The sequence below is a fragment of the Arthrobacter sp. B0316-1-20 genome (assembly GCF_059091865.1).
Genome location: NZ_JBNHHC010000007.1, coordinates 191532 through 212396, shown reverse-complemented (window position 1 = coordinate 212396; position 20865 = coordinate 191532). Strand labels below are relative to the sequence as shown.

Genomic DNA, 20865 nt, shown 5'->3' with positions numbered 1-20865 from the left:
CCTACTCTTGATTTAGCGCAGAAATGCGCAATACAGATAATGGCGCCGACAGCCGAAGCTGGGCGGCCGGACGAAAGCGAAGGGGGATCGCATGAAGATTGGACAGCTACACATCGGAAGCGGCAGCCGGCTCGGCCCGCTCACACTGTTCCCGGTCTGGGCGGAGGGTCGCGCTACCGTCGGCTTGGCCACCGGGGCGGCTGCGAACTTGGACGTCATGGAGCTCGCTTCCGGCCCTCAAGTTGGAAAGCTCACCGTCACCAACCGCGACACTAAGCCGGTTCTGCTGCTCGAAGGCGAGCTGCTCGAGGGCGGACACCAACACCGGGTTTGCGCCCGGGACGTTATCCTGGCGGCGGGCGAGACGCGAGACGTGGATACCTTCTGCGTGGAACACGGGCGTTGGGGCGGCGCTTCGGCTCACAACCGCTCCGCCCGCCGCGCGCCGCTTAATGTCCGGGCCGAGCTGCACCGGCCTGACCGCGGCGCAGAAACCCAGGGCCGGGTCTGGGAACGAGTTGCCAGGTACCAGGGCCTGAACACGGTGTCCGATTCCGGTTCACTGGTGCATCACTTGGACGCCGGCACGCGGAGCGCAGGCCCAGATTTGGGCCGGCTGCCCCGGCCGATCGACGGGCAACGCGGCGTCGTCGTCGGTTTTGGCGGCAAGGCGCTGATGCTGGAGCTGTTCGGCAGCCACAAACTGTTTGGCAGCCACTACCGATCCATGGTGGAGGCGGCTTGGCTGGACATTCAGCTCACTGCGGGCGCCCTACCGGACGTCAGAACGCCGGCGCAGTCCGCCCGGGACCTAGCGGTTCGGCTGATGGAGGTGCAGCTGCCGCCTCTGCCGCACGTCTTCGCCCACAGTCTGGGACCGGTGACGGTCAGCGGCATCACCGCCGCGGAGCCCAAGTTCGGCCAGCAACCCGCCCTCGCACACCTGAGCGGCTGGGATACACGGCACCCGATGATGGCCGGTTGACCCACACCTTCTGCAATACCCGTATCGCCTGCACCGCTTCTTTCCCATCCGATACCTTCCCACTGGAGGCACCCATGAACCTTTCTTCTGCTCAAAACGACCGCGCCGCCGGCGTGCTCATCGCCCAGGCCGCCGGCGACGCCCTCGGTGCCGGCTACGAATTCGATGCCCCGATGCCGGATGGCACCCCGGTGGCCATGATCGGTGGCGGCCCCTTCGGCTTCGAGCCGGCAGAGTGGACGGATGACACGTCCATGGCAATGGTGATCGCCGAGGCCCTGCTCGATGCCCCGGCGCATACGCTCGACGCAACAGCCAAGGACGCGATCGTCCGCGGCTGGGCAGAATGGGCGCGAGATGCTCGGGACGTCGGCGCTATGACGTCGTCCGCCTTGAGCGGTGCCCGGCGCTTGGCCGCAGCCGCCGGCCGCACTGCACCGAACGCGGTGGACGCGCTGGCCTCCGCCGAGCAGGTGCACCTGAATACCGGCCGCTCCGCCGGCAATGGCTCGCTGATGCGCACCGCCCCCCTGGCCCTGGCCTACCTGAACGCGACTCCTCAGGATCTGTTCGACACCGCTACCGAGTTGAGCTCGCTTACCCACTTCGATCCGGAGGCCGGCGAGGCGTGCGCTCTCTGGTGCGTCGCCATCCGCCACGCCGTGCTCACCGGCGAGCTGGATGTCCGCGCCGGGTTGTCCTTGCTGCCTGCCGACCGCCGGAGAACCTGGCTCGAACGCATCGAAACGGCCGAGCGCAGCCGGCCGCGCGACTTCAGCCGCAACGGTTGGGTGGTCGAGGCATTCCAAGGCGCGTGGTCTGCCATTACGACGACGGCGGGCACCGCTTCCGGACCTGCTCACCTTCGTGCCGCCTTGGAGGAGGCGGTCCGCGGCGGCAACGACACAGACACCGTGGCGGCGATCACCGGCGGGCTGCTGGGCGCTGCCTACGGCTACACCGCCGTGCCGTTCGAGTGGCGCAGGCACCTGCACGGCTGGCCGGGATACAACGCGCGGGACCTGCTGCGCATCGGCTACCAGCTGTCTCGCGGCGAGGGCAGGACGCCGGGTCGCTGGCCGGACGTGGAGGTGTTCGACAACTCCGGCTGGATCCACTCCGCCCGGACCGAGGTGGTGGAGCACCCGCTGGACCCCGGCGTCCTCCTCGGTGGCGCCCCCGCCCTGGCCCGGGAAGACTACGACGCCGTTGTCTCCCTATCCCGGGTAGGAACCGGCGAAACACAGGTAGAAGCCTCCGACCATGCCACCTTCCAGCTGCTGGATGAAGCCGATCCGTCCGCGAACGCCCACCTGGAGTTCGTGCTTAAGGAGGCTGCGGCCGCCGTCGCGCTCTTCCGGTCTGAAGGCAAGCGGGTGCTGTTGCACTGCGTGCGGATGGAAAGCCGCACTCCGACAGTCGCCGCACTGTACGGGGCCTTGGTTACCGGGATGACTCCGCTGCAGTCGCTGGAGAAGGTGAAGGAAGTGCTCCCGCGGGCGAACCCCAACACCGGATTCATGGCTGTTCTTCGCCGGCTCTCCGGAGAGACCGAATGAAGGCGAACACTGACCCAATGTGCCCGCACTGTGGGGGCGAGAGGCCGGAGCATCTAATCCTCCGAAACTACCTCTGCAGCGGTTGCTTCGCCCGTGCCAGCAACACCGGAAGGGGACGCGCTTGGCTGGACGGCGTGGAATATGCCATCGGTGAAGCCCATATGGCCGGGGTCGACGTCATGTGGCCGCTGCGCCAGGATCAGCTGCGTCCTGAGGCCGAGCCTCCGGCTTCGGCCAGTGCCGTCCGAGTCGACGCGGAGGACGGAGAGCTCTTCGCCGAGCCGGTGACCCGCACCGGGTGGGGGCAGGTTGTCGGCCTAATAGCTGAGGAGATCCGTTGGCTCAAGGACGGTGACTTCGTGATGATCGAATACGGAGAGTCCACCGATGACGCCATAGCGCCTTACGCCCAGGTGGCGTTGGATGAGGAAGGCTACTGGTGCGAAATTGTCTCCAACGACTATCTGCCCGGCGACACGTGGCCGCTGCACGGCGATGTGCTGAAAGAAGCGGGTTGGGACGCCCCGGACTTGGCTTGCCCGAACTGGCACAGCCTGCGGACTGGTTCGCAAGCTACCGCCGTTGCAGTGCTGTCCGGGCTGCGGGATGGCCGAGGTTGCCCCGATGTGAGGCTGTTGAGCTGGCATACGGGCATGATGCCGCCCTCGGTGTAGAAACCCCTCGATGCCGTCGGAACGAAAATGTCACAGGCAGCATTTAGCGTGTCGGTAACGGCCAAACATCTGCCAGCCGGGTCACGGACAGAGGGGGAAACTATGAGCGACAACTACGCCATCTTCGAGTTAGACGACGGTCAAGAGAGCCCTGCAGGGGCAGATCCGGCACCCGAAGAGAACGGAAGGTACGGGCATAACGACGGCCAGTCCGCCCTCCGGTTTCCGGTACCCGCCCCGCCGGCGCGTCCCTTCATTTGTGCCGCCGATCAGGTCTCCAGCCGCAGTGGAATCTCGGTTCGGGTCGTGTACCGCCGTGGGCATCATGTCTGGGCAGCCATCCGGACCAAAGGAATGGACGTTCTTAGCGTCCGCTCCGGGTCAATTGGCGCCCACGTGCCGGGTGAGAACTATGTGTTCCTGTTCCATGAACTGCTTGCCGGAGTACTCCAGCTTCGCGCCAGCGACACCGTCGACATCTTCTGTGAAAACGACGAGGTGGCCGAACGGCTGCGCACGCTTGGTCTGGAAGTGACGTCCTTCTTTCCGCCTCCTCAGGCGGTCAGCGCCCTGGACGAAGCAATTGCACGTCGTGTGGAGTCGCTGTTCTCGGTTGTCAACATCGCCACTGACGCGTCTCGGGGCAGGCAGACCCGGTGGGTCGGCCATGGCTGGGTGCTGTGTTTCGAAGGTGGCGCTACCCCCGTTCTCGGGCACAAGGCGATCGAGCGCGGAAATGTCTTGGAAGGCGAACTCCGTGCAATCCGCTTGGGCTTGGCCGCAGCACGGCATACGTACAGCGGCACATTGGATGGTCGGAGCGCAGTCGTTGTCAGTTCCGACAGCCAGACGGCGCTGCGCATGGTGACCGATCCACATTTCAAACCAGCCTCGGCTAACGGGCACTGCACCGACGAGGTCCAACGCATTTTGGAGTTGACGAGGCATGCCGATGTCGATTTCCGCTGGGTCAAAGGACATGCTGGGGACCCACTGAACACGATTGCCGACCGCATGGCTGTGTTGTCCCGACGAGCTCACGAGGCAGGACTATCGTTTGACCAAATCGCCCGGCTTGCTCAGAGCGTCAGGGAGGATGCCATGACCGTTCTGCAGACGGCCCACCTCGCGCTCGCCGCATAGCAAGGTCGCGCGCTACGACGATGCCCTTCCTATAAGAGAACGAACATTCATGCGCTCTGACCTGAACGAAGACAAGCTCATGCTGGAGGAGCTGCGGCTACGAGGAGTTTCGCTTGACCGGGTCTCCGCCGCTTTAGGTTATTCAGAGGCGGAGCTGCTTGGGGTCTTCGGACCCTGGACCGCTGTTGAAACAAAACGTGCGTCGGTGGCCAAGGACGGGACCACAGTTTGTCCGCGGTGTGGCCATGAGGCCTGGCCGGTCAGATTCGGTATGTGGATCCCAGATCCGGAGAATCCCGAACCTAAAGCCGTCATGGCTGGTTGTGTCATCACGCCCGGTCAGGATCCTCAATGGGCCTGCCAGGACCCGAAGTGTGATTACCAGTGGCGCGTGGAACGGCGCAGCAGCACTGGATACGGGACCCAGATGGGCGAGACCGACGAGTACTTCCTGAGGGACGAGGAGAAGTTGCCGGATCTGTCGCATCTGGCGAGCATGCGACAGGACGGCATCAGCTTAGTGGAGATCGCATACAGGTTTGATGTCTCGCCCTTCGCAGTGTGGACCGCGCTGGACAGAGGTTCAGAGCGGCCATCGCAACATTGAATTCATCACTTGTGCTCCCACCGTCCGCGCCGGAAACGAAGGTCCTTACAGATGAAATATCCGTTCGTGGTCTTCTTTTTGAACCGTCCGCAGCCAGGGCAGTTCCCGGGGTCGGCGCTGTCCACCAGCAGCAGGAAACGGTTGACTCCGTTATAGAAGGGATCCGGCATCTTGCTTGCGCCGAAGAATCGGATCAACTCGTCTTCCGCGAACTGGACCTTAAACGACCGTTCCTCTTCCTCCGAGACGTGAGGCGCGGCTGCCGTCGAATTCTTGAGCGCCTTGCGGGCTTCTACAATGCCGCGCCATGTCTCTGTGATGTCTTCCGCGTACCGTCCGTGCAGGATGGTGAAGCGCCGGCTCGGGAAGTCCTCCCGGATGGAGTAAAGCCGTCCGTCACGCTGCCTATAACGTGTGGTGCGTGACAGCTTCTTACCCTGAGACGATTTCTCTACCGCCTGATCGATCCTGAGGTCCTCAACCCTTGGCTTGATGTAATCCGGGTGTTCCGCGGATGGTAGCAGCGCGAAAAAATCCCGATCCCACTGTTGCAAGGATTGAACGCGATATCGCTGCTTTCGCTCAACCATATTCCGGAGCGCCCGTTCCGCGGATTCGGAATCCGACAGCATAGTCGGTTTGTGGCGCTTCCGCACAAATGCGCCGGCGGTCCTACCACCAAGAACAACCATCCCAAGAAACACCACGCTGGCAACAACAGTCAATAAGAAGTCTGTGAAAACCATGCCTGCTCCCCCATGAGCAAAACCAATCCAACAAATGACGTATCGACCATGATGCCAGTCGACTCGGACGGTGCGCAGGGGGCTGCTTTAGGCCCAGCCTTGACTGGTAAAGACGCAAAACGGCAGTGGCGGCTGAGATCATCGCAATGTCCGAACCCGGCGGCCGAACCTGCGACACAGCGGGTTGGCTGCCAATCTAGGCAATGTTCCGTGATACAACACGACAGGAAGCCGGTTCTGCGGAGCAGCAGGCAACGGCAGGAGTTGGGGAAACATGATCGTCGAATTCGGCTGGTACCTTGACCGCGCCCCTTGGGCATTCCAGACACCCGGCCTCAACAGGCTCCGGGTAGGACGGTTGGGGCTGGTCAGCTTGCTGCAAACGCAGCTTGGCACAACACGGCCGGAGACGCAGCATGTCGCCAGAGTGCACCAATTCGCCGCAAGGTTGCGTGCGATCGACGGCGAGGACGCTTGGTTCCATGAGTCCTTCTCCGTTGATCCCTGGTCCACGGCTCAGGATCTGCTTTTCGCCCGAGACGATCTGGTGGCCAATGGCTGGGACGGGACCCTCCCGAGTAGCGGAGTCTCTGAACTGTTGCGCTGCCTTTCCGACGCCGAACAGGTTGGGGTTCCTTTGTCCCCCGCGTTGCCCGACGACGTCGCTGGCCTGCTGGCCGCCCTGGATTCGCCACTCCCGTTGGGCATTTCAGTCATCCGACTGCAGCACCCGTCCACTTCCTTCCCTGCAATATGGCAGGCAATCCTCGCCAAACTGGCCCAGCGGGGCATCAGGGTCGAAGAACCTCCGCCGTCAAACACCGCTCCGCCAGCGATCACCATCCTGGAGACGGAAACGGAATGGGAAGCGGCGGAACACGCCGCCCGCTGGCTGGCCGCCGGCGCACCCAACCGTTCCACAGCCGTGGTCAGTTCCGCCCCCACAGCTCTCCTTGACCATTACCTCGGCGGCCTTGGATTGCCCCGGATAGGGGTCAGCGGAAAGTCCCCGTGGCGCGCCCAGGACCAGATCATCCCCTTGTTCATGGAAGTGATCTGGGGTCCGGTCAACGTCCAGCTGCTGGGTGAGTTCCTTTCCTTGCCCGTCTTCCCCGCACCGGTGCGAGGCAGGGCCTCCAGGTCCCTGCTGAAAGCCCTTGCCGCGGAGCCCGGGACCGGCGGGCCAGCGTGGCGGCGGGCTCTCGACGACATCGCAAATCAACCCGATCTTGGCCCCGCACTGGCGGCAGAACTTGATGCCCTGTTTTCAAGCAGCCTGCTTCGCGAAGAGGACGGCGTCAGCGGCGCCGAGCTAGTAGCCAAAAGCTCCTGGCTAGTCGGTCGCCTCGGTCGTTTGTCTGCGGTCAGTGAGTCCATGAAAACGACGTCAGCCCAATTGCAGACTCTGCTGGCGCTGATTTCCGGCCAGCGCGTCGTCTCACGGGCAGATCTGCGTCGGATCCTTCACTCCGTTGTCGCGGAGACGCCCAACCCCTTGGCTACAGCGGAAGCTGCGCCGTGGCTGCGTCTGAACCATCTGCATGAACTTATGGACGACGTCGACGACGTTCTCTGGTGGGGCTTCAAGTCCGGTTCGGCCGAAGCAGGACGCCGCTGGGATGAGCATGATGTCGCCGCTCTGGCTGAGATCGGCGTGGACCTTCCTCCGCCGGAACTGCTCGCGGCGTTGAACGTGGCGCAGGCCGTAACTGCCTCGACCCGATGCCAAAACCTGCTCATAATTCAGACCTTGCAACAGGACGGCGAACGCAGCGAAGGCAACCCGCTGCTGGAGGCATTGGTGGCCGCGCAAGGGGACGAAGGAGGACCTGACGAAACGCCTCGGGGAATTGCGGAACGCGTGGCCGCTCGGAGAGTTACTCCGGCGTCTACAACCGAAAACGGGCACTGGCACGTGGCAGGCCGTACGGCCGAGCTGGTAGTCGAGCCCAACCGCGAAATCACTGCCCCGCCGTCGTCCTTTGATGTGGGACGGCGACCGGACTTGCTCCCTGAATCCTTATCCTTCTCGCAGCTGGGAAATCTGATCGGATGCTCGCTGGCTTGGGTGCTGGACAAAAAGGTCCGCCTTCGCGTGGCAGACGCCGGCAGCGTCCCAGGCGGCAACGCTATGCTCGGCACATTCACGCACCGTGTGGTCGAGGAGCTCCACCACGAGCTGGCCGCCGCACACCAGGCTGTGCCGACCCCTGAGCGGGTGGCTGCAAAAATCGATGAGCTGCTGCCCCATTTGGCGTCCGAACTGCTCTTACCGGGACGGCGCAGCGGTCTGCTGCACCTACACAACGTGGTCCGCGCCTCCGTGCTGAAGTTCTTCACGACGCTCAGCGCTGCCGGAATTGTCATCCAGTCCATGGAACAGCAGTTTGAGAAGGACCTTCAGCTGACGGTTGACGGCCATCCTGTGGCGGTACCCGTGAGGGGTTCCGCCGATGTCGTGGCTATCGACGCCGACGGACGGCGGGTTGTTGTCGACCTGAAGTGGAGCAACCGGGATAAATATCGGATGGCCGAAGTCCGCGATGGCAAGGCCGTGCAGTTGGCCGTATACCAGTGGGCCTTGAACGATGGCGATTCGCTGCCGACGGAATCGCCGGTGGCCTACTATCTGCTCAAGCAGGGCACGTTCGCGTCGACGTCGGAGGCCTTCGGCAACCCTTTGGGAAGCTCCCAATCGTCGGAGGAACTCTGGCAGAAGACGACGGCGGCCGCGGAATTCTCGATTTCGGAAGTAGTCAACGGCCGTATCACGGTCGGCCCATTGCGTGATGCTGAGCTGGCCGCAGCAGAGGAAACCTTTGGCGAAGAGCTCGCGGAGGAGGAAGGCCGCCTGTACTTGAAGCCGGCCTGCACGTTCTGCGACTTCAGCACGCTTTGCGGAATCAAGGGAGACATTTCATGAATGCGTTGGACAACATCACCATGGTTTCCGCAAGTGCAGGGACCGGCAAGACCTATTATCTGACGAACGCGATCGCCGACAAGATCGGCTCCGGGATCCCGGCCTCCGCCATTATGGCGACGACGTTCACCAAGAAGGCAGCCAGCGAGCTGAAGGAGCGGATTGCCGCCAGGCTGCTGGACGCTCCGACGTCGGGCCAGGATCCGAAGGCGCTACAGGAAGCGGCCCAACATCTCCCGGTCAGCCTGATCGGTACAGTGAACAGCGTCTGCAGCAGGCTTCTAAAGGAATACGCCATCGATGCTGGCCTGTCCCCCGCCTTGGAAGCGATAGCCGAAGACGAGCAAGCCGGCATCTTCCGCATGGCCACAGACGAGGTGTTGGCGCGCCACTCCGGCAAAATCCTGCCTCTAGCGAATCGCCTAAGCCAGTTGGATGACGACGGGGCATGGGACAAGACGGTCCGCGCCATCTGTGACGCCGCACGGAACAACATGTTGGCGTCCGATGACCTGGCTGCTTGTGCGGAGCGGTCCTGGAATGGGTTCCAAGAACTGCTCGACGAGCCCGCTGCTAGCGACGACCGCGCGACATGGCTGCACCAGTTCCGGCAGGGACTCGATGAGCTGCAAGCCGTGGTTCGTGACGGTGTAGATTCGACTGGCAAACGAGTGGACACCGGGGCTGTTGGTTTCAAGGCCAAGTGGCCGATCATTCACAACAAGATCGCCGCCATGCAGCAGATCGAAGACATCTCTTGGGAGCAATGGCGCGGAGTTGTTCCTAGCACGGCCCCTGTCGCTCTGAAGAGGATCTTCGAGGGAACGACGACGGCATTCAAGGAAGGTCTGCTGGCCAATCCGGCTTTCCACGCAGACATTGAGCAGTACATCCGCCTGATCTTCGCTTGCGCCTCGGACTGCCTCGCGGCCTACGCGGAGTTCAAGCGCCAGCACGCACTCATCGACTTCGTGGACCAGGAGACGCTGGTTGTCGACTTGCTGAGAAGCAACGAGGCATTCCGCGCCTCCTTCCGGCAACGAGTGAAATTCCTCGTAGTCGACGAGTTCCAGGACACCAGCCCTTTGCAGTTGGAGCTGTTCCTGCAATTCAGCCGGCTCGTAGAGACAGTTGTCTGGGTCGGCGACCCCAAGCAGGCAATCTACGAGTTTCGGGGCACCGACCCGGAACTGATGAACGCCGTCGTCGCTTCCGTGGATGCTGTGGAGCGACTCGAACATTCGTGGCGTTCTCAACAGGCAGTTATCAACCTCTCTAACGCTGTTTTTGAACCGGTCTTTGGGCGCATGGGGATGCCAGCCGAGACGATCCGGATCAAACTGCCCGACGCGCACGCCGACTGGCCCGAGGGATCGCTGGAAGCATGGATGCGCGGCCAAACTAAGGTCGAGGACCGGCTGGCAGCTACCGCTGCAGGTGTGGCGGATCTGCTCCATCGACGCCCGGAGCTGAAACCCGGCGATGTGGCCGTGCTGACTCGATCGAACGCAGAGGTACTCGCCATCGCACGCGCTCTCGGTGACTTAGGTATCCGGGCCAGCGCCACTGAGCAGGAGCTTTTCTCCTCCCGGGAGATCCAAATGGTCCGTGCGGCTCTGGCTTTTGTAGCCGACGCACGCGACACCGTCGCCCTGACCGAAATCGTCTCCCTACACCCGGAGCACCACGGCCATATTGCTTGGCAGCAGCAGCTTTTTGGTGCAGCCTCGCCGGCCGACCTTCTAACCAATTGGGCAGCAGATCCACTCCTGACCGCACTGTCCGAACTGCGGGAACGGGCTGGCCGGTCGACTCCCACCGAGGTCTTTGAAGAAGCGGTCGGTTTGCTCGGGCTGCCCCGCCTCATCAAGTCCTGGTCCGCTCCGGCCACCAGGCTGCGGAATCTCGATGCATTCCGGGCCGCGCTCAACGACTATTACGAATCCTGCAAAACACTCAGAACACCGGGCACGCTCCGCGGCTGCCTTCGTTTCCTAGCCGCAGCGGAACAGCGGAGTGCGGAAGACTCCGGTGAGGATGTCGTCAACGTGATGACTTACCACAAGGCGAAAGGCCTCGAATGGCCGGTTGTGGTGTTGGAAAGCTTGGACAAGACCGTCCGAGGCCGCACCTTCGGCGCGGCTGTCGAGCACGACGGCGGATTCAATCTCGACCGGCCTTTAGACGGCCGGTGGATCCGGTTCTGGCCTTCGCCTTTCCCCTACCGCGGATCGCCTTTGGACAAGGCTGCTGCTTCCACAGAGGTAGCTCTCCGCGGCGAGGACCGGGAACGCAAGAACTTGTCACGCTTGATGTATGTCGGAATGACCCGTTCGAAAGTTACCACGGTCCTTACGGCCGAGAAATCTGCCCCAGCGGCGCTTAACGATCTGGGGATCGAAGGACTCATCTCGTGGTCGGAGCACGAAGGCAGCGGTTCCATTCACGTCAGTGGGGTCAGCGCGCTTCCGGCCACAGTGCATCACTATGTATCCGAAGACAAAGGTGTTTCATGTGGGCCGCAGTTGGGTGTCCAGTACGTCGATCCACAGCGTGACGTCAGCGTCCAATCTGTCCCCCCACCGGCCCGCATCCGCGCCAGCAATCAGGAATTCGAGGACGGACGAGTCGAGGTGACGCTGTGTGCTGACCTCGGAGAGCGGCTAATTCCTCACGGAGACAAGGGCTGGGACGCGGTGGGATCCGCAATCCATACCTACCTCGGAACCGCGTACGATTCGCTGTCACCGGATGACCAACTGGGCCTAGCTAAGCAAATCATTGACCGGTGGAACGTCGGCGATTTGGTCGGAGCCGATGTGATCGTGACGTCCGGTGACCGACTTGCAGCCTACGCCAATGCCAACTACCCCGGCGCCCTGAATTTCAAAGAGGCACCGGTCAGTTGGCGCAACGACGCCCACCAGGTCATGGAGGGCTGGATCGATCTCCTGTTGGAGACACCAGCAGGCTTCGTCTTGGTGGACCACAAGAGCTATCCAGGAACTGACCCGGTCAAGCACATTCGGGAAAACTACCTCGGTCAGATGGACGTCTACGGTCGGGCCGTCCAAGCGGCGACGGGTAAGCCAGTCGTGAAAACGCTCATCCATCTGCCCGCCTTGGGGAAGGTATACGAGCTGGTCCAGGCCACCGGGATTTGAGGACAAGAGGCGAGGAGAGACTATGGTCAAGACTGGTCAGCGCGCTGGTGCGCTAAAGGATTTGCTGATCAATGCCGGGTTTCGCGAATCATCAAATGTGGTGCGCCCACCCCGGTTGGCTGAGATCGCAGGGGATTTCGAAACCGGGATCAGGGATGTCTATGGGCAACTGGGCGGGCTTGACATGCATCCGGTCCTTAGGCCTGGGTCATGGGATCTGTCTTTTGACGGTGGCTTGGTCGTCGAGTTGGACGAAGAACTTCATTTCAACAGATACCGGGCCATGACTCTCGACTTCCCTTGGGCAGACAAACTGCCGTGGAAAGCCGACTACGTTCGTTTGGCAGGATCGCATGAATCCCACTGCCTCAGCGCCGGGCGATGGGGCAAGCGCTGGACGAACCCCTCGTGCGAACGAATGTTCGGTCCCGCCGCTCCTGCTGGCGACTTCGACAACGGAGGCGCCCCCAGGTGGAAGCAAAGAGCGCTTTACGACATGGTCAAAGACGCTGCTGCCCTGACGAACCCGGAGCTACACCTCGCCAGGATCTCCGTCTACGACCGGATCGACGGCGTCGAGGTCTCTTCGTTGCTCGACGGCACAGCCACAGTGACGGACGAGTCACTGGTCCTTTTTATCAAGAGACGAACAGTCTGAGGGGACAATGCCATACGAGAAGGCGTGGCGCACAGAATTGCTGAAGGAGAGGATCCCGCTGGAGGCCGCGCAGCAGGTCGCGGCGGGAATACGAATCCGCGGAAGAGCGAGCGACGGCGCGCACCTCGAAACAAGATGAAACACGTCGAGGCACTCGGGTCGGATCAGACGATGGCGCTATTCAACCTCCGAGACCTTAGCCCCGTGCCCGTCGAAGACTCCATAGGCCAACAGCTATGAGACATTGGGCGAGGAATACTGTCTGCGGCCTGTGGTTGAATTGTGTCGCTACCACCGCCTATGGTGGTTTTCAGTTTGGGGAGCGGACAAGAGATGACGACCAATAACAAGGCACCCGTGCCAGTATGGACACTGGCTACAGAGGCCGTGAGCGTGCCGAACGTGCTAGGCGATGAGGGCATGACACCTGCCCGACTCTCAGAACTCAGAACAGCTCTAGCAACACTTGCCGACTCCCCTATTGCCACTCTCGAAGCGCATCCGATGTCGACCAAGCGCGATCGGAACGGTGGGATTCCACTGCATGCAGCCAGCCCGCTCGCTCGGCAATTAACGCATCTCGTGGCCCAAACCGCGAAGTCAGCGCCTCCGACGCTGAACGTCGCCGCTAACGGCGACGTGCTCTACCGAATGGTAGTACCGGCAAAGGTCGCCGCACAGGTCGGTAAAGGACTTGTTCAGCCCATGAAGGCATCTGCCGGAGGTATTCACGGTGCGCTGGTCAACTCCACCGGCCGCATCGCAGCCAGCGCTACGTTTGTGCCCGTTGCGGGCAAGGCCGCTGTTGCGGGTGCTGCCACCGGCTCGGCCACCACAGCTGGTGTGGCGGTGGCCAGCGCCGGAGCGTTGACAGTGGCCGCGCCGCTGGTGCTGATGGCCGTCGCGGTCAGCGTCAGCGCCTACGCCGATCACCAGCGCCAGCAAGCGATCGAGCGAATCACCGACCTCCTGGAAGAGTTGCACGAACACAACCTCGAGAGCGAACGCAACGGGCTCGACGGTTGTCGTGATGCGATCGACAAGGCGACCTCGGTTCTCCTCGACCAAGGCAGAATCGGCCACTCGCTCGGACTAGATTCAGCGTCCCACGAGATCAGCTCGGCGATCGCAGGTACCCGGCGTCGGCTCACCAAATGGCAAGCTGCGCTAGACGCGCTGCCCGACGGCCCGGTCGAAGTCGGTGCATTAACGAAGTCATTCCCCGGCATCACAGAGGACGGCGGTGAATTCCGGGCACACCTGGAGCTTGCACAACTCGCGATTGCCCTCAAACGCAGAGTGCTCGTGCTTCAAGCAGTTGAACACGCTCAACAGGACACAAATAATCCGTTCAAGCGGTTCATCAGAGAATTACACGATGACGGGCGTCGCCTCGACGAGTTGGAATCAGGCATTCACTCGGTCCTGCTCCGACTGTCTACTCTCGAGTTGAAGCGCCACGGTGGTTTCCGGATCCCTGCGTTCACGCCAGGCGAGGTCGACCACCTCCTCCAAGCTGTATATCGCCTGCGCGCTTTGGGCGATGGCCTTAACGCGGGAATACACCAGGCCGACGTTGCGATCGAGATCGAACGAAGCAGCGACGGATCACTGGTGGTGTTCCCAGCAGTCGCTGCCTAACCCGACGCCGCACGCTTACAGATTGACCACCCCGATCTTGGCAGCGCGGCGACTTCCATTGGGTTCTGTCTTGCCTTTGGCGGCGGGTGCGATTCGCACGACGACGTTGCCGGTTTTGCGGCCTGTGTCGGCGAAGCGGTGGGCTTCGACGATGTCGTCGAGGTTGTAGGTTCTGTCGATGACTGGGCGGTACTGACCGGATTCTGCGAGGTGGACGAGGTATCTGAGGTCGTCGACGGTGTATTTGCTAGTGACGATGACGTGCTTCCCCCTTTTCCGGGTCCGGCTCGATGCCTGCAGTATTGCTGTGAGGTCGGCGATGACCAGCAATAACGAACCGCCGGGATTGAGCGACGCGTCGACGCGCTCAAAGGGAGCATTGCCGACACAGTCCATGATGACGTCGTAGGTCTTGCCCTCGGCGGCGAAGTCGGTGTGGGCGTAGTCGATGACCCGGTCGGCGCCGAGCGAGGTGACGAGCGCGGCGTTGGCTGCGCTGCTGACGCCGGTGACGTGAGCGCCGAGTTGTTTCGCGAGCTGTACCGCGGCGGTTCCGACAGCGCCGGAAGCGCCGTTGATGAGGACGGTATCCCCCGGTTTGATGTCGGCCCGGTTGAGGAAGCTGCGTGCGGTAAGTCCACCGAAAACAAGGGTCACGGCTTCCTCGAAGCCCATGTTGCGCGGCTTAACGGTGATGTTGCCGTCTTCGCGCAGGCACGCATATTCAGCGTGGCCGCCGAAGTCAGCGCCGAGCATTCCGATGACTTCATCGCCGGGGTGGAACTTGGTGACTTCCGGTCCCACTGCGGCAACGACGCCTGCAAAGTCCATGCCCAGGACTCGATTGCGCGGCCGGAAGAGACCGAGGCCTTTCGCCGCCAGCAACCCGAGCCCCTTTGGAACGTCACGGCTCCGGGAACGGTAGTCGGCAGCACTCACCGTGCTCGAGTGGACTTTGACCAGCACATCCCGGGGACCGGGCGAGGGCTGCGGCACCTCGACCACGCTGACGACTTCCGGAGGGCCGAACTTCCGGTAAACCGCGGCCCTCATCGTGATTCTCCGGTCGGCACTGCGGTGGACCGGCCAGACAGGCGCCGCGAAGGCGCGGACCGGTGGGGGCGCCGGCGGATGAAGTACTCAGCGACGGCGAGGTTGAGCAGCCAGGCCGCACCGAGGAGCACAGCCCGGCTCAGTTCGTTGGTCGGGCCGACCAGCACGAACCACGGGATGCTCACCAAAGCCTGAGTTCCGGCAGCGATGCCGATGGCGTAGCCGCGGGCCATCCACGCGCCGTGGGCATCAAAGTCCCGGCGGCGGATGGCGAGGATGCCCAGGACAATGCTCGCGGCCATGGCCGTGCCGAAGACCAGCCGCAGGATGAGCAGGATGACGCCGTCGTCGGGCGGCAGATCGTAGAAGACGGCCATCCAGAGGCCGGACAGGGCCGAAAGCAGTCCCGCCGGGATAAGGATAACCCCGGCGATGCGGTGCCAGTTGCGCCTGCCGCGCTTGCCGTGGCGCAGCGAGGGAACGAACTGGAAGGCCCCGAGCAGGCTGTAGATGATAGCGGCGGGGATGTGGATCAGCACCGGGACCGGCGAGTCGAAGAATCGCTGGTTGGCCGGTGTGACCGCAGCGCCGCCGGTCAGTTCGGCTACACGCAGCGACCCGAAGATCACCGGAATGATGCTGATAAAAATCAGTGCGGCAGGCACCAGCCAGACCGGTTTGGAGCGTCGCTTGACGGCGGCGGAGGCGCCTGTGGTTTCTGTGATCATGCCAGATCCTCGAGTCGTGGGTGTACGGTGTACACCTCGTAATCGATACGGTAGGTGTACGACGTACACTTGTCAAGAGAAGTTTTTAGCTCGGCAAAGGTGGTTCGGATGGCTCAGCAGGCGGAAGAGGTGCGCCGGGCGCCGCTGAACCGAGAGCGGGTGCTGAGCGCCGCCGTCGTACTTGCCGATGAAGCGGGCGTGGAGCAGCTCAGCATGCGCAAGCTGGCCCAGGAGCTGGGCGTGGTGCCGATGGCGCTCTACAAGCACGTCGCGAACAAGGAAGAACTGCTGGACGGGATGGTCGACGTGATCGTCGGCGAGATCGACACGCGGATTAGCGGGTCGGGCTGGCGGAACGACGTCCGGCAGCGGGTCCTCTCCGCTCGCGAAGTCCTGCTGCGCCATCCGTGGGCCCGCCAGGTGCTGGAGTCGCGGACCAACAAGTCGCCCGTTGTCCTCGACTACATGGACTCCGTGATCGGTATGTTCCGGGCGGGCGGATTCTCGGTCGACCTGACGCACCACGTGATGCACGCGCTGGGGAGCCGCATGTGGGGCTTCACCCAAGAGCTGTTCGACGACTCGCAGAGCGCGCCGGCGGTGGTGCCGCCGGAGATGCTGCAGATGATGGCCGCGCGGTACCCCCATATTGCCGAAGTCGCCATGGCGGGAGCGCACGACGACGGGTCAGTGGTCGGCCAGGGCTGCGACGACCAGTTCGAGTTCGAGTTTGCGCTGGATCTGCTGCTGGACGGTTTCGAAAGGCTCCACCAACAAGGATGGACGTCCGCCCGGCGCTGAGGCGGCGGGCCGCAGGTCACTGCATTTTGGCGGCGTGGACGAAGTCGCGGATCAGTCCGGTGTCCTTGATACCGCGGCTGGATTCAACGCCGCTGGAGACATCCACGCCTGTCGGCCGGAGAGTGGCAAACAGCTCGCCGACGTTGGCTGGAGTCAGCCCGCCGGCCAGCAGCCAGAATCCGCGCGGCGGTTGCGCCTGGATGGCGCTCGCGTCGAAGGTCACCCCGGCGCCGGGCTCCACTGCGTCGAGCAGGATCCGCCCGGCCTCCCAGCCCGCCTTTTCAGCCGCCGGCAGGGCATCGTAGGCGTCGGCGGAGAAGGCCCGCAGGGTGCGGAACCCGGCGTCCTCGAGCGAGCGGATGTCGTCGCGGGTTTCGTTTCCGTGCAGCTGGACGGTGGTCACCGCTGCTGCACGGGCGGTTTCGATGACTTCGCCGATGGGCTGGTTGCGGAACACGCCGACCGTTTCGACCCCAGCCGGCACGGCCTCGCCGAGCGAGCGAGCCAGTTCGGCACTGACCGTGCGAGGACCGCCTGGTGCAAAGACGAATCCGACGGCGTCCGCGCCGGCCCCGATGGCAGCCTCGACCGCCTCGGTAGTCCGCAGTCCGCAGATCTTGACGTAGGTTTCAGCCATTATTCCTGCCCGTCTGTGCCATGCGTGTAAGTATGTCCCGTTCGCGGCCTGCACCGAAAATATTGCGCGGGCTTGGTTCATGGACCGACAGCACAGCCACTGGCGGGAGGCCGCGCGCCGCTGAACCAGCAGCCGTCCGAGGCTGTGGGCTATCGTGGTGGGCCCGCGGTACCTCTCGCGTCCGGAGTACGGTTGCCTTAAGGCGGCGCTGGGCGCCGCACCGCCGAGGAAAGGTTGGCCATGGAACCCGAGGAATTTGATCTGCTGGTGGTTGGCGGCGGCAAGGCGGGCAAGTCGCTGGCAATGGACCTGGCTAAGTCCGGGCAGAAAGTGGCGATGGTCGAGCGGGCCATGATCGGCGGCACCTGCATCAATGTGGCGTGCATCCCCACCAAGACCATCATCCACTCCGGCCGGGTGCTCAAGACGGTGCGGCGGGCAGCGGAGTTCGGGGTGGCGGGCGTGCAGGATCCGCGGATGGACCTTGATTTGCTGCGGCACCGCAAGGAGGACGTGGTGGACACCATGGTTGCGGGCCAAGAGAAGCTGTTCACGAGCTCTGGCGTGGACTTCATCTTGGGCGAGGCCAAGTTCGTGGCGCCGAAAACCGTGGAGGTTTCGCTGAACGACGGCGGCACCCGCGTGCTGCGCGGCACCGACGTCGTGATTAATTTGGGCACCGAGCCGATGCTGCCCAACATTGAGGGTTTGGCGGAGTCCAACGTGCAGACCAGCAACACGCTGCTGCACCTGGAGCAGCTGCCGGAGAGCATGGTGATCCTGGGCGGCGGCTACATTGGCTGTGAATTCGCGGACCTGTTGAACACCATCGGCGTGCAGGTCACGGTGGTGCAGCGGGCGGGCCAGCTGCTGCCGCGCGAGGACGCCGACGTTGCCGAAGCCGTGGCCAAGGACTTCACCGACGCCGGCATCACGCTGAAGCTGGGGGCGGCTGCGGAGAAGATCGAACGCGCTGACGACGGCACGGTCGCCGTGACCCTGTCCACCGGGGAGACGGTCAGCGCCGACGACGTGCTGGTGGCGCTCGGACGGCGGCCGATGACGGACGGCCTCGGGCTGGAGGACGTGGGCGTGATGCTTTCGAACAAGGGCATCATCCAGGTGGACGACCGGCTGCACACCTCCGCCGATGGAGTCTGGGCCGCAGGCGATGCAGCGGGATCACCTCAGTTCACGCACGCATCCTACGACGACTACCGGATCCTCAAGGCCAATTTGGCCGCTGAGCGAGGCGAGGGACAGCCGAGGTCCAGCGTGGAACGGCTTATCCCTTACACCGTCTTTACGACGCCGGAGCTTGCCCGGGTGGGCCTGTCCGAACAGCAGGCCCGCGGTCTTGGCCATGATGTGCGGATCGCACGGATGCCGGTGAGCGCGATCCCGCGCGCCCGGACCGTCGGACAGTTGGCAGGCGAATGGAAGGCTGTGCTGGACCGCGGGACCGGCAAGATCCTGGGCGCCGCGCTGCGTGGAGTGAACGCCAGCGAGGCGATCGCCGTACTGCAGATGGCGATGATCGGCGGACTCCCCTACACCGCGGTGCGCGACGCCGTCATCACGCACCCCACGGTGGCCGAGGGGTTGAACCTGCTGTTCACGCCTGCGTGGCTGGAGGACTAAGCAGAGACCGCTCCCCCAACAGAAAGGTCGGGTGAGGGGCTTGCCAGCAGGGCGTCAATGGAGGAAGGTAATCAGCACCCTTAGCATCGCTGAGGTGTTACATCCGGATCCCAAACACCATGTGAGGCCGGTCAAGGCTTCCTCATGAAAAGGAGCAAAACCATGACGCCTACGCCGAAACAGCCTATTACCGATGACAGCATCAAGGTCCGCCAGCTCAGCCATTACCAGTTCACCTGGGTGGCCGGCGAGGCGGGTGCCCGCGGCACCTGGACCCTGCAATTGGTCCTTGACCAGGGTGCATGGGAAGAAGTGCTGACACTGGACGCCGACGACGCCGACAATCTGCAGGACCTCCTTTCCACCTCGGAGACCGTCTACTATGACGTCAGCCGCCGCACACTCATGTTCGGTACTACGAAGACAGGCCACCACTAAGCACCACGGTGTAGAAACTCCGCCGAGCTGCGAACGGTTTCGCGTCCGGCTATCGCGCTGACATGCTTATTGCGTGACAACGATCTCGACCGAAGCACCCCGCACTGCGCTCAGCTGGAAATTGGTCCCGGCGGTACTGCTCTCGGCATCGGGGGTGCTGCTATTCGGTGTCGAGAATGATCTCTTCGGCTACAGCCTGCTCGCCGCCAGCCTACTGACGGCCGTCATTGTCGACCGTGGATTTGCTCGGCACCTCGCGCTGGTCGCCGCGGGCATGTTCATCATCAGCCTGGTGCCGTTGAACGCCGACCTGAGCATCTCCCATATGGTCCTGATGGGCAGCGCCCTCACGCTGGCCGTGGTGGTGCCGTGGTTGATCTCAAGGTTCGTCTACCGCGAGGACATCATCAAGTTTCCGGTGAACACCGGGCGCAAGTGGCCGCTGATCGCGAAACTGTACCTTATCGGCGTCGTCGCGCTGGGGTACTTCATACTGCCGGTCTACTTGATCAGCACGGGGGTCTACCAGAATTGGCCGGATGCCTCCGATCCCGCCATTTTCTGGCGGCTCTTTCTCGGCGTGAATGCTGTTGGCATCTGGGACGAGTTGTTCTTTATCTGCACCACATTCACACTGCTGCGGCGCCACTTCCCCGATTGGCTCGCCAATATTCTGCAGGCCGTGGTGTTCTCGTCTTTCCTGTGGGAGATCGGGTACCAGGCTTGGGGCCCGCTGCTGACTTTCCCGTTCGCGCTGCTGCAGGGCTACACCTTCAAGCTGACAAAGTCGCTCACGTACGTCGTCTCAGTGCACCTGATCTTCGACTTCGTGCTGTTCCTCGCACTTGTCCATGCACACAACCCCGACTGGCTGCCGATCTTCTTGTACTGAGGGTGTTCCACCGGTCGACTGTGGAACCCGACTTCGTTCGCAAAAGAAAAGCAGCTGAGGCGATGAGGTGTGTTGCCTCATGGCCTCGGCTGCTTGGTGGTCTTAATGGTTTGTGGCAGCGCCCGCGGTTGCGGCCGACGTGGGTCGCCGGCCATCCAGTCACAACAGCGCGACTGGAGGACTAGGCGCCCAGGCGGTTTTGCTCTTCGCCGTCCAGATCGGCTTCTTCGCGGCCTTCGAGCTCCCGCGCGACGGCGTAGTACTGGACGATGGCGTCGCGCACAGGATGCTTGCGATCCAACTGGCGGAAGAACCGGCTGCTGAGCATCAGGAGTTCGTCCGTGGACAGGACGGACAAGTCCGCGGGGAAGGCGGTTTGATCCGAAGATGCAAGTTCCGAAGGCTCGATCACCGAGCTCAATTCGCCAGCTCCAGCTGGAGTGGACCGAAGTTCACGGTGCGGTGCGGAGTGTGGCAAGACAGGTGCGTGCAGTTGGTTTTTCAAGGGCGTCTCATTCCATACGAAATGTTCCATGGCCAACTGCTTTAGCCACGTTTCACGCTACAGCAACGCC

Annotated in this window: 18 protein-coding genes; 13 read left to right on the top strand and 5 right to left on the bottom strand. The window is 62.9% G+C overall.

What is annotated here, in order from left to right:
- Positions 1–91 precede the first annotated feature (91 nt).
- The 5 genes from AC5RW2_RS14065 to AC5RW2_RS14045 all read left to right on the top strand — a co-directional run bounded on the left by AC5RW2_RS14065 (position 92) and on the right by AC5RW2_RS14045 (position 4968).
- Positions 92–985 carry an ARPP-1 family domain-containing protein gene (locus tag AC5RW2_RS14065; RefSeq protein ID WP_493963244.1) on the top strand — a complete coding sequence of 298 codons (894 nt, stop codon included), beginning with the start codon at positions 92–94 and terminating at the stop codon, positions 983–985.
- 74 nt (positions 986–1059) lie between these two features.
- Positions 1060–2544 carry an ADP-ribosylglycohydrolase family protein gene (locus tag AC5RW2_RS14060; RefSeq protein WP_493963243.1) on the top strand — a complete coding sequence of 495 codons (1485 nt, stop codon included), beginning with the start codon at positions 1060–1062 and terminating at the stop codon, positions 2542–2544.
- Between the two features lie 134 nt (positions 2545–2678).
- The gene (locus AC5RW2_RS14055; RefSeq protein ID WP_493963242.1) at positions 2679–3218 is read left to right on the top strand and encodes a TY-Chap domain-containing protein; all 540 of its coding nucleotides are present in this window, start codon (positions 2679–2681) and stop codon (positions 3216–3218) included.
- A gap of 102 nt (positions 3219–3320) precedes the next feature.
- The gene (locus tag AC5RW2_RS14050; RefSeq protein ID WP_493963241.1) at positions 3321–4361 is read left to right on the top strand and encodes a ribonuclease HI; all 1041 of its coding nucleotides are present in this window, start codon (positions 3321–3323) and stop codon (positions 4359–4361) included.
- A gap of 49 nt (positions 4362–4410) precedes the next feature.
- Positions 4411–4968: a hypothetical protein gene (locus tag AC5RW2_RS14045; protein ID WP_493963240.1), complete on the top strand. Its 558-nt coding sequence runs from the start codon at positions 4411–4413 to the stop codon at positions 4966–4968.
- 5 nt (positions 4969–4973) lie between these two features.
- On the opposite strand, the gene AC5RW2_RS14040 is transcribed toward AC5RW2_RS14045, so the two are convergent.
- On the bottom strand, positions 4974–5714 hold the full coding sequence (locus AC5RW2_RS14040) for a hypothetical protein (RefSeq protein WP_493963239.1): 741 nt from the start codon (positions 5712–5714) through the stop codon (positions 4974–4976).
- 274 nt (positions 5715–5988) lie between these two features.
- On the opposite strand from AC5RW2_RS14040, the gene AC5RW2_RS14035 reads away from it, so the two are divergent.
- The 4 genes from AC5RW2_RS14035 (at position 5989) to AC5RW2_RS14020 (ending at position 14100) form a co-directional block, all read left to right on the top strand.
- Positions 5989–8637 (top strand): PD-(D/E)XK nuclease family protein, encoded by a 2649-nt coding sequence (locus AC5RW2_RS14035; RefSeq protein ID WP_493963238.1) that lies wholly within the window; start codon positions 5989–5991, stop codon positions 8635–8637.
- Positions 8634–11801 (top strand): UvrD-helicase domain-containing protein, encoded by a 3168-nt coding sequence (locus tag AC5RW2_RS14030; protein ID WP_493963237.1) that lies wholly within the window; start codon positions 8634–8636, stop codon positions 11799–11801. The genes AC5RW2_RS14035 and AC5RW2_RS14030 overlap by 4 nt, the downstream gene beginning before the upstream one ends.
- 22 nt (positions 11802–11823) lie before the next feature.
- Positions 11824–12459 (top strand): DUF7255 family protein, encoded by a 636-nt coding sequence (locus AC5RW2_RS14025; RefSeq protein WP_493963236.1) that lies wholly within the window; start codon positions 11824–11826, stop codon positions 12457–12459.
- 333 nt (positions 12460–12792) lie between these two features.
- On the top strand, positions 12793–14100 hold the full coding sequence (locus tag AC5RW2_RS14020; protein WP_493963235.1) for a hypothetical protein: 1308 nt from the start codon (positions 12793–12795) through the stop codon (positions 14098–14100).
- A gap of 15 nt (positions 14101–14115) precedes the next feature.
- Here the strand turns inward: AC5RW2_RS14020 and AC5RW2_RS14015 are convergent, their stop codons facing one another.
- Both AC5RW2_RS14015 and AC5RW2_RS14010 read right to left on the bottom strand, forming a co-directional pair.
- Positions 14116–15105, bottom strand: coding sequence for an NAD(P)-dependent alcohol dehydrogenase (locus AC5RW2_RS14015; protein WP_493963234.1), 990 nt, complete (start codon positions 15103–15105; stop codon positions 14116–14118).
- Between the two features lie 44 nt (positions 15106–15149).
- Entirely contained in the window at positions 15150–15881 is a 732-nt protein-coding gene (locus AC5RW2_RS14010; RefSeq protein ID WP_493963233.1) for a DUF2306 domain-containing protein, read from the bottom strand.
- Between the two features lie 108 nt (positions 15882–15989).
- Here AC5RW2_RS14010 and AC5RW2_RS14005 point away from each other — a divergent pair, with 108 nt between their 5' ends.
- Positions 15990–16682: a TetR/AcrR family transcriptional regulator gene (locus tag AC5RW2_RS14005; protein ID WP_493950979.1), complete on the top strand. Its 693-nt coding sequence runs from the start codon at positions 15990–15992 to the stop codon at positions 16680–16682.
- A 16-nt stretch (positions 16683–16698) separates the two neighbouring features.
- Here the strand turns inward: AC5RW2_RS14005 and AC5RW2_RS14000 are convergent, their stop codons facing one another.
- Positions 16699–17319 (bottom strand): phosphoribosylanthranilate isomerase, encoded by a 621-nt coding sequence (locus AC5RW2_RS14000; protein ID WP_493950980.1) that lies wholly within the window; start codon positions 17317–17319, stop codon positions 16699–16701.
- Between the two features lie 240 nt (positions 17320–17559).
- Here AC5RW2_RS14000 and AC5RW2_RS13995 point away from each other — a divergent pair, with 240 nt between their 5' ends.
- The 3 genes from AC5RW2_RS13995 to AC5RW2_RS13985 all read left to right on the top strand — a co-directional run bounded on the left by AC5RW2_RS13995 (position 17560) and on the right by AC5RW2_RS13985 (position 20290).
- A complete protein-coding gene (locus AC5RW2_RS13995) occupies positions 17560–18960 on the top strand; it encodes a dihydrolipoyl dehydrogenase family protein (RefSeq protein WP_493963232.1) in 1401 nt (466 codons plus the stop codon).
- Positions 18961–19122: 162 nt separating this feature from the next.
- A complete protein-coding gene (locus tag AC5RW2_RS13990) occupies positions 19123–19398 on the top strand; it encodes a hypothetical protein (RefSeq protein WP_493950982.1) in 276 nt (91 codons plus the stop codon).
- Between the two features lie 73 nt (positions 19399–19471).
- Positions 19472–20290: a CPBP family glutamic-type intramembrane protease gene (locus AC5RW2_RS13985; protein WP_493963231.1), complete on the top strand. Its 819-nt coding sequence runs from the start codon at positions 19472–19474 to the stop codon at positions 20288–20290.
- 181 nt (positions 20291–20471) lie between these two features.
- Here AC5RW2_RS13985 and AC5RW2_RS13980 read toward each other — a convergent pair whose 3' ends face one another.
- The gene (locus tag AC5RW2_RS13980; RefSeq protein ID WP_493963230.1) at positions 20472–20711 is read right to left on the bottom strand and encodes a hypothetical protein; all 240 of its coding nucleotides are present in this window, start codon (positions 20709–20711) and stop codon (positions 20472–20474) included.
- Positions 20712–20865: the final 154 nt, after the last annotated feature.

What these genes read in the sequence shown, in the direction of transcription:
- AC5RW2_RS14065 (WP_493963244.1), top strand. Translation starts at nt 92, where the DNA reads ATGAAGATTGGACAGCTACACATCGGAAGCGGCAGCCGGCTCGGCCCG.
- AC5RW2_RS14060 (WP_493963243.1), top strand. Translation starts at nt 1,060, where the DNA reads ATGAACCTTTCTTCTGCTCAAAACGACCGCGCCGCCGGCGTGCTCATC.
- AC5RW2_RS14050 (WP_493963241.1), top strand. Translation starts at nt 3,321, where the DNA reads ATGAGCGACAACTACGCCATCTTCGAGTTAGACGACGGTCAAGAGAGC.
- AC5RW2_RS14045 (WP_493963240.1), top strand. Translation starts at nt 4,411, where the DNA reads ATGCGCTCTGACCTGAACGAAGACAAGCTCATGCTGGAGGAGCTGCGG.
- AC5RW2_RS14040 (WP_493963239.1), bottom strand. Translation starts at nt 5,714, where the DNA reads ATGGTTTTCACAGACTTCTTATTGACTGTTGTTGCCAGCGTGGTGTTT.
- AC5RW2_RS14035 (WP_493963238.1), top strand. Translation starts at nt 5,989, where the DNA reads ATGATCGTCGAATTCGGCTGGTACCTTGACCGCGCCCCTTGGGCATTC.
- AC5RW2_RS14030 (WP_493963237.1), top strand. Translation starts at nt 8,634, where the DNA reads ATGAATGCGTTGGACAACATCACCATGGTTTCCGCAAGTGCAGGGACC.
- AC5RW2_RS14025 (WP_493963236.1), top strand. Translation starts at nt 11,824, where the DNA reads ATGGTCAAGACTGGTCAGCGCGCTGGTGCGCTAAAGGATTTGCTGATC.
- AC5RW2_RS14020 (WP_493963235.1), top strand. Translation starts at nt 12,793, where the DNA reads ATGACGACCAATAACAAGGCACCCGTGCCAGTATGGACACTGGCTACA.
- AC5RW2_RS14010 (WP_493963233.1), bottom strand. Translation starts at nt 15,881, where the DNA reads ATGATCACAGAAACCACAGGCGCCTCCGCCGCCGTCAAGCGACGCTCC.
- AC5RW2_RS14005 (WP_493950979.1), top strand. Translation starts at nt 15,990, where the DNA reads ATGGCTCAGCAGGCGGAAGAGGTGCGCCGGGCGCCGCTGAACCGAGAG.
- AC5RW2_RS14000 (WP_493950980.1), bottom strand. Translation starts at nt 17,319, where the DNA reads ATGGCTGAAACCTACGTCAAGATCTGCGGACTGCGGACTACCGAGGCG.
- AC5RW2_RS13995 (WP_493963232.1), top strand. Translation starts at nt 17,560, where the DNA reads ATGGAACCCGAGGAATTTGATCTGCTGGTGGTTGGCGGCGGCAAGGCG.
- AC5RW2_RS13990 (WP_493950982.1), top strand. Translation starts at nt 19,123, where the DNA reads ATGACGCCTACGCCGAAACAGCCTATTACCGATGACAGCATCAAGGTC.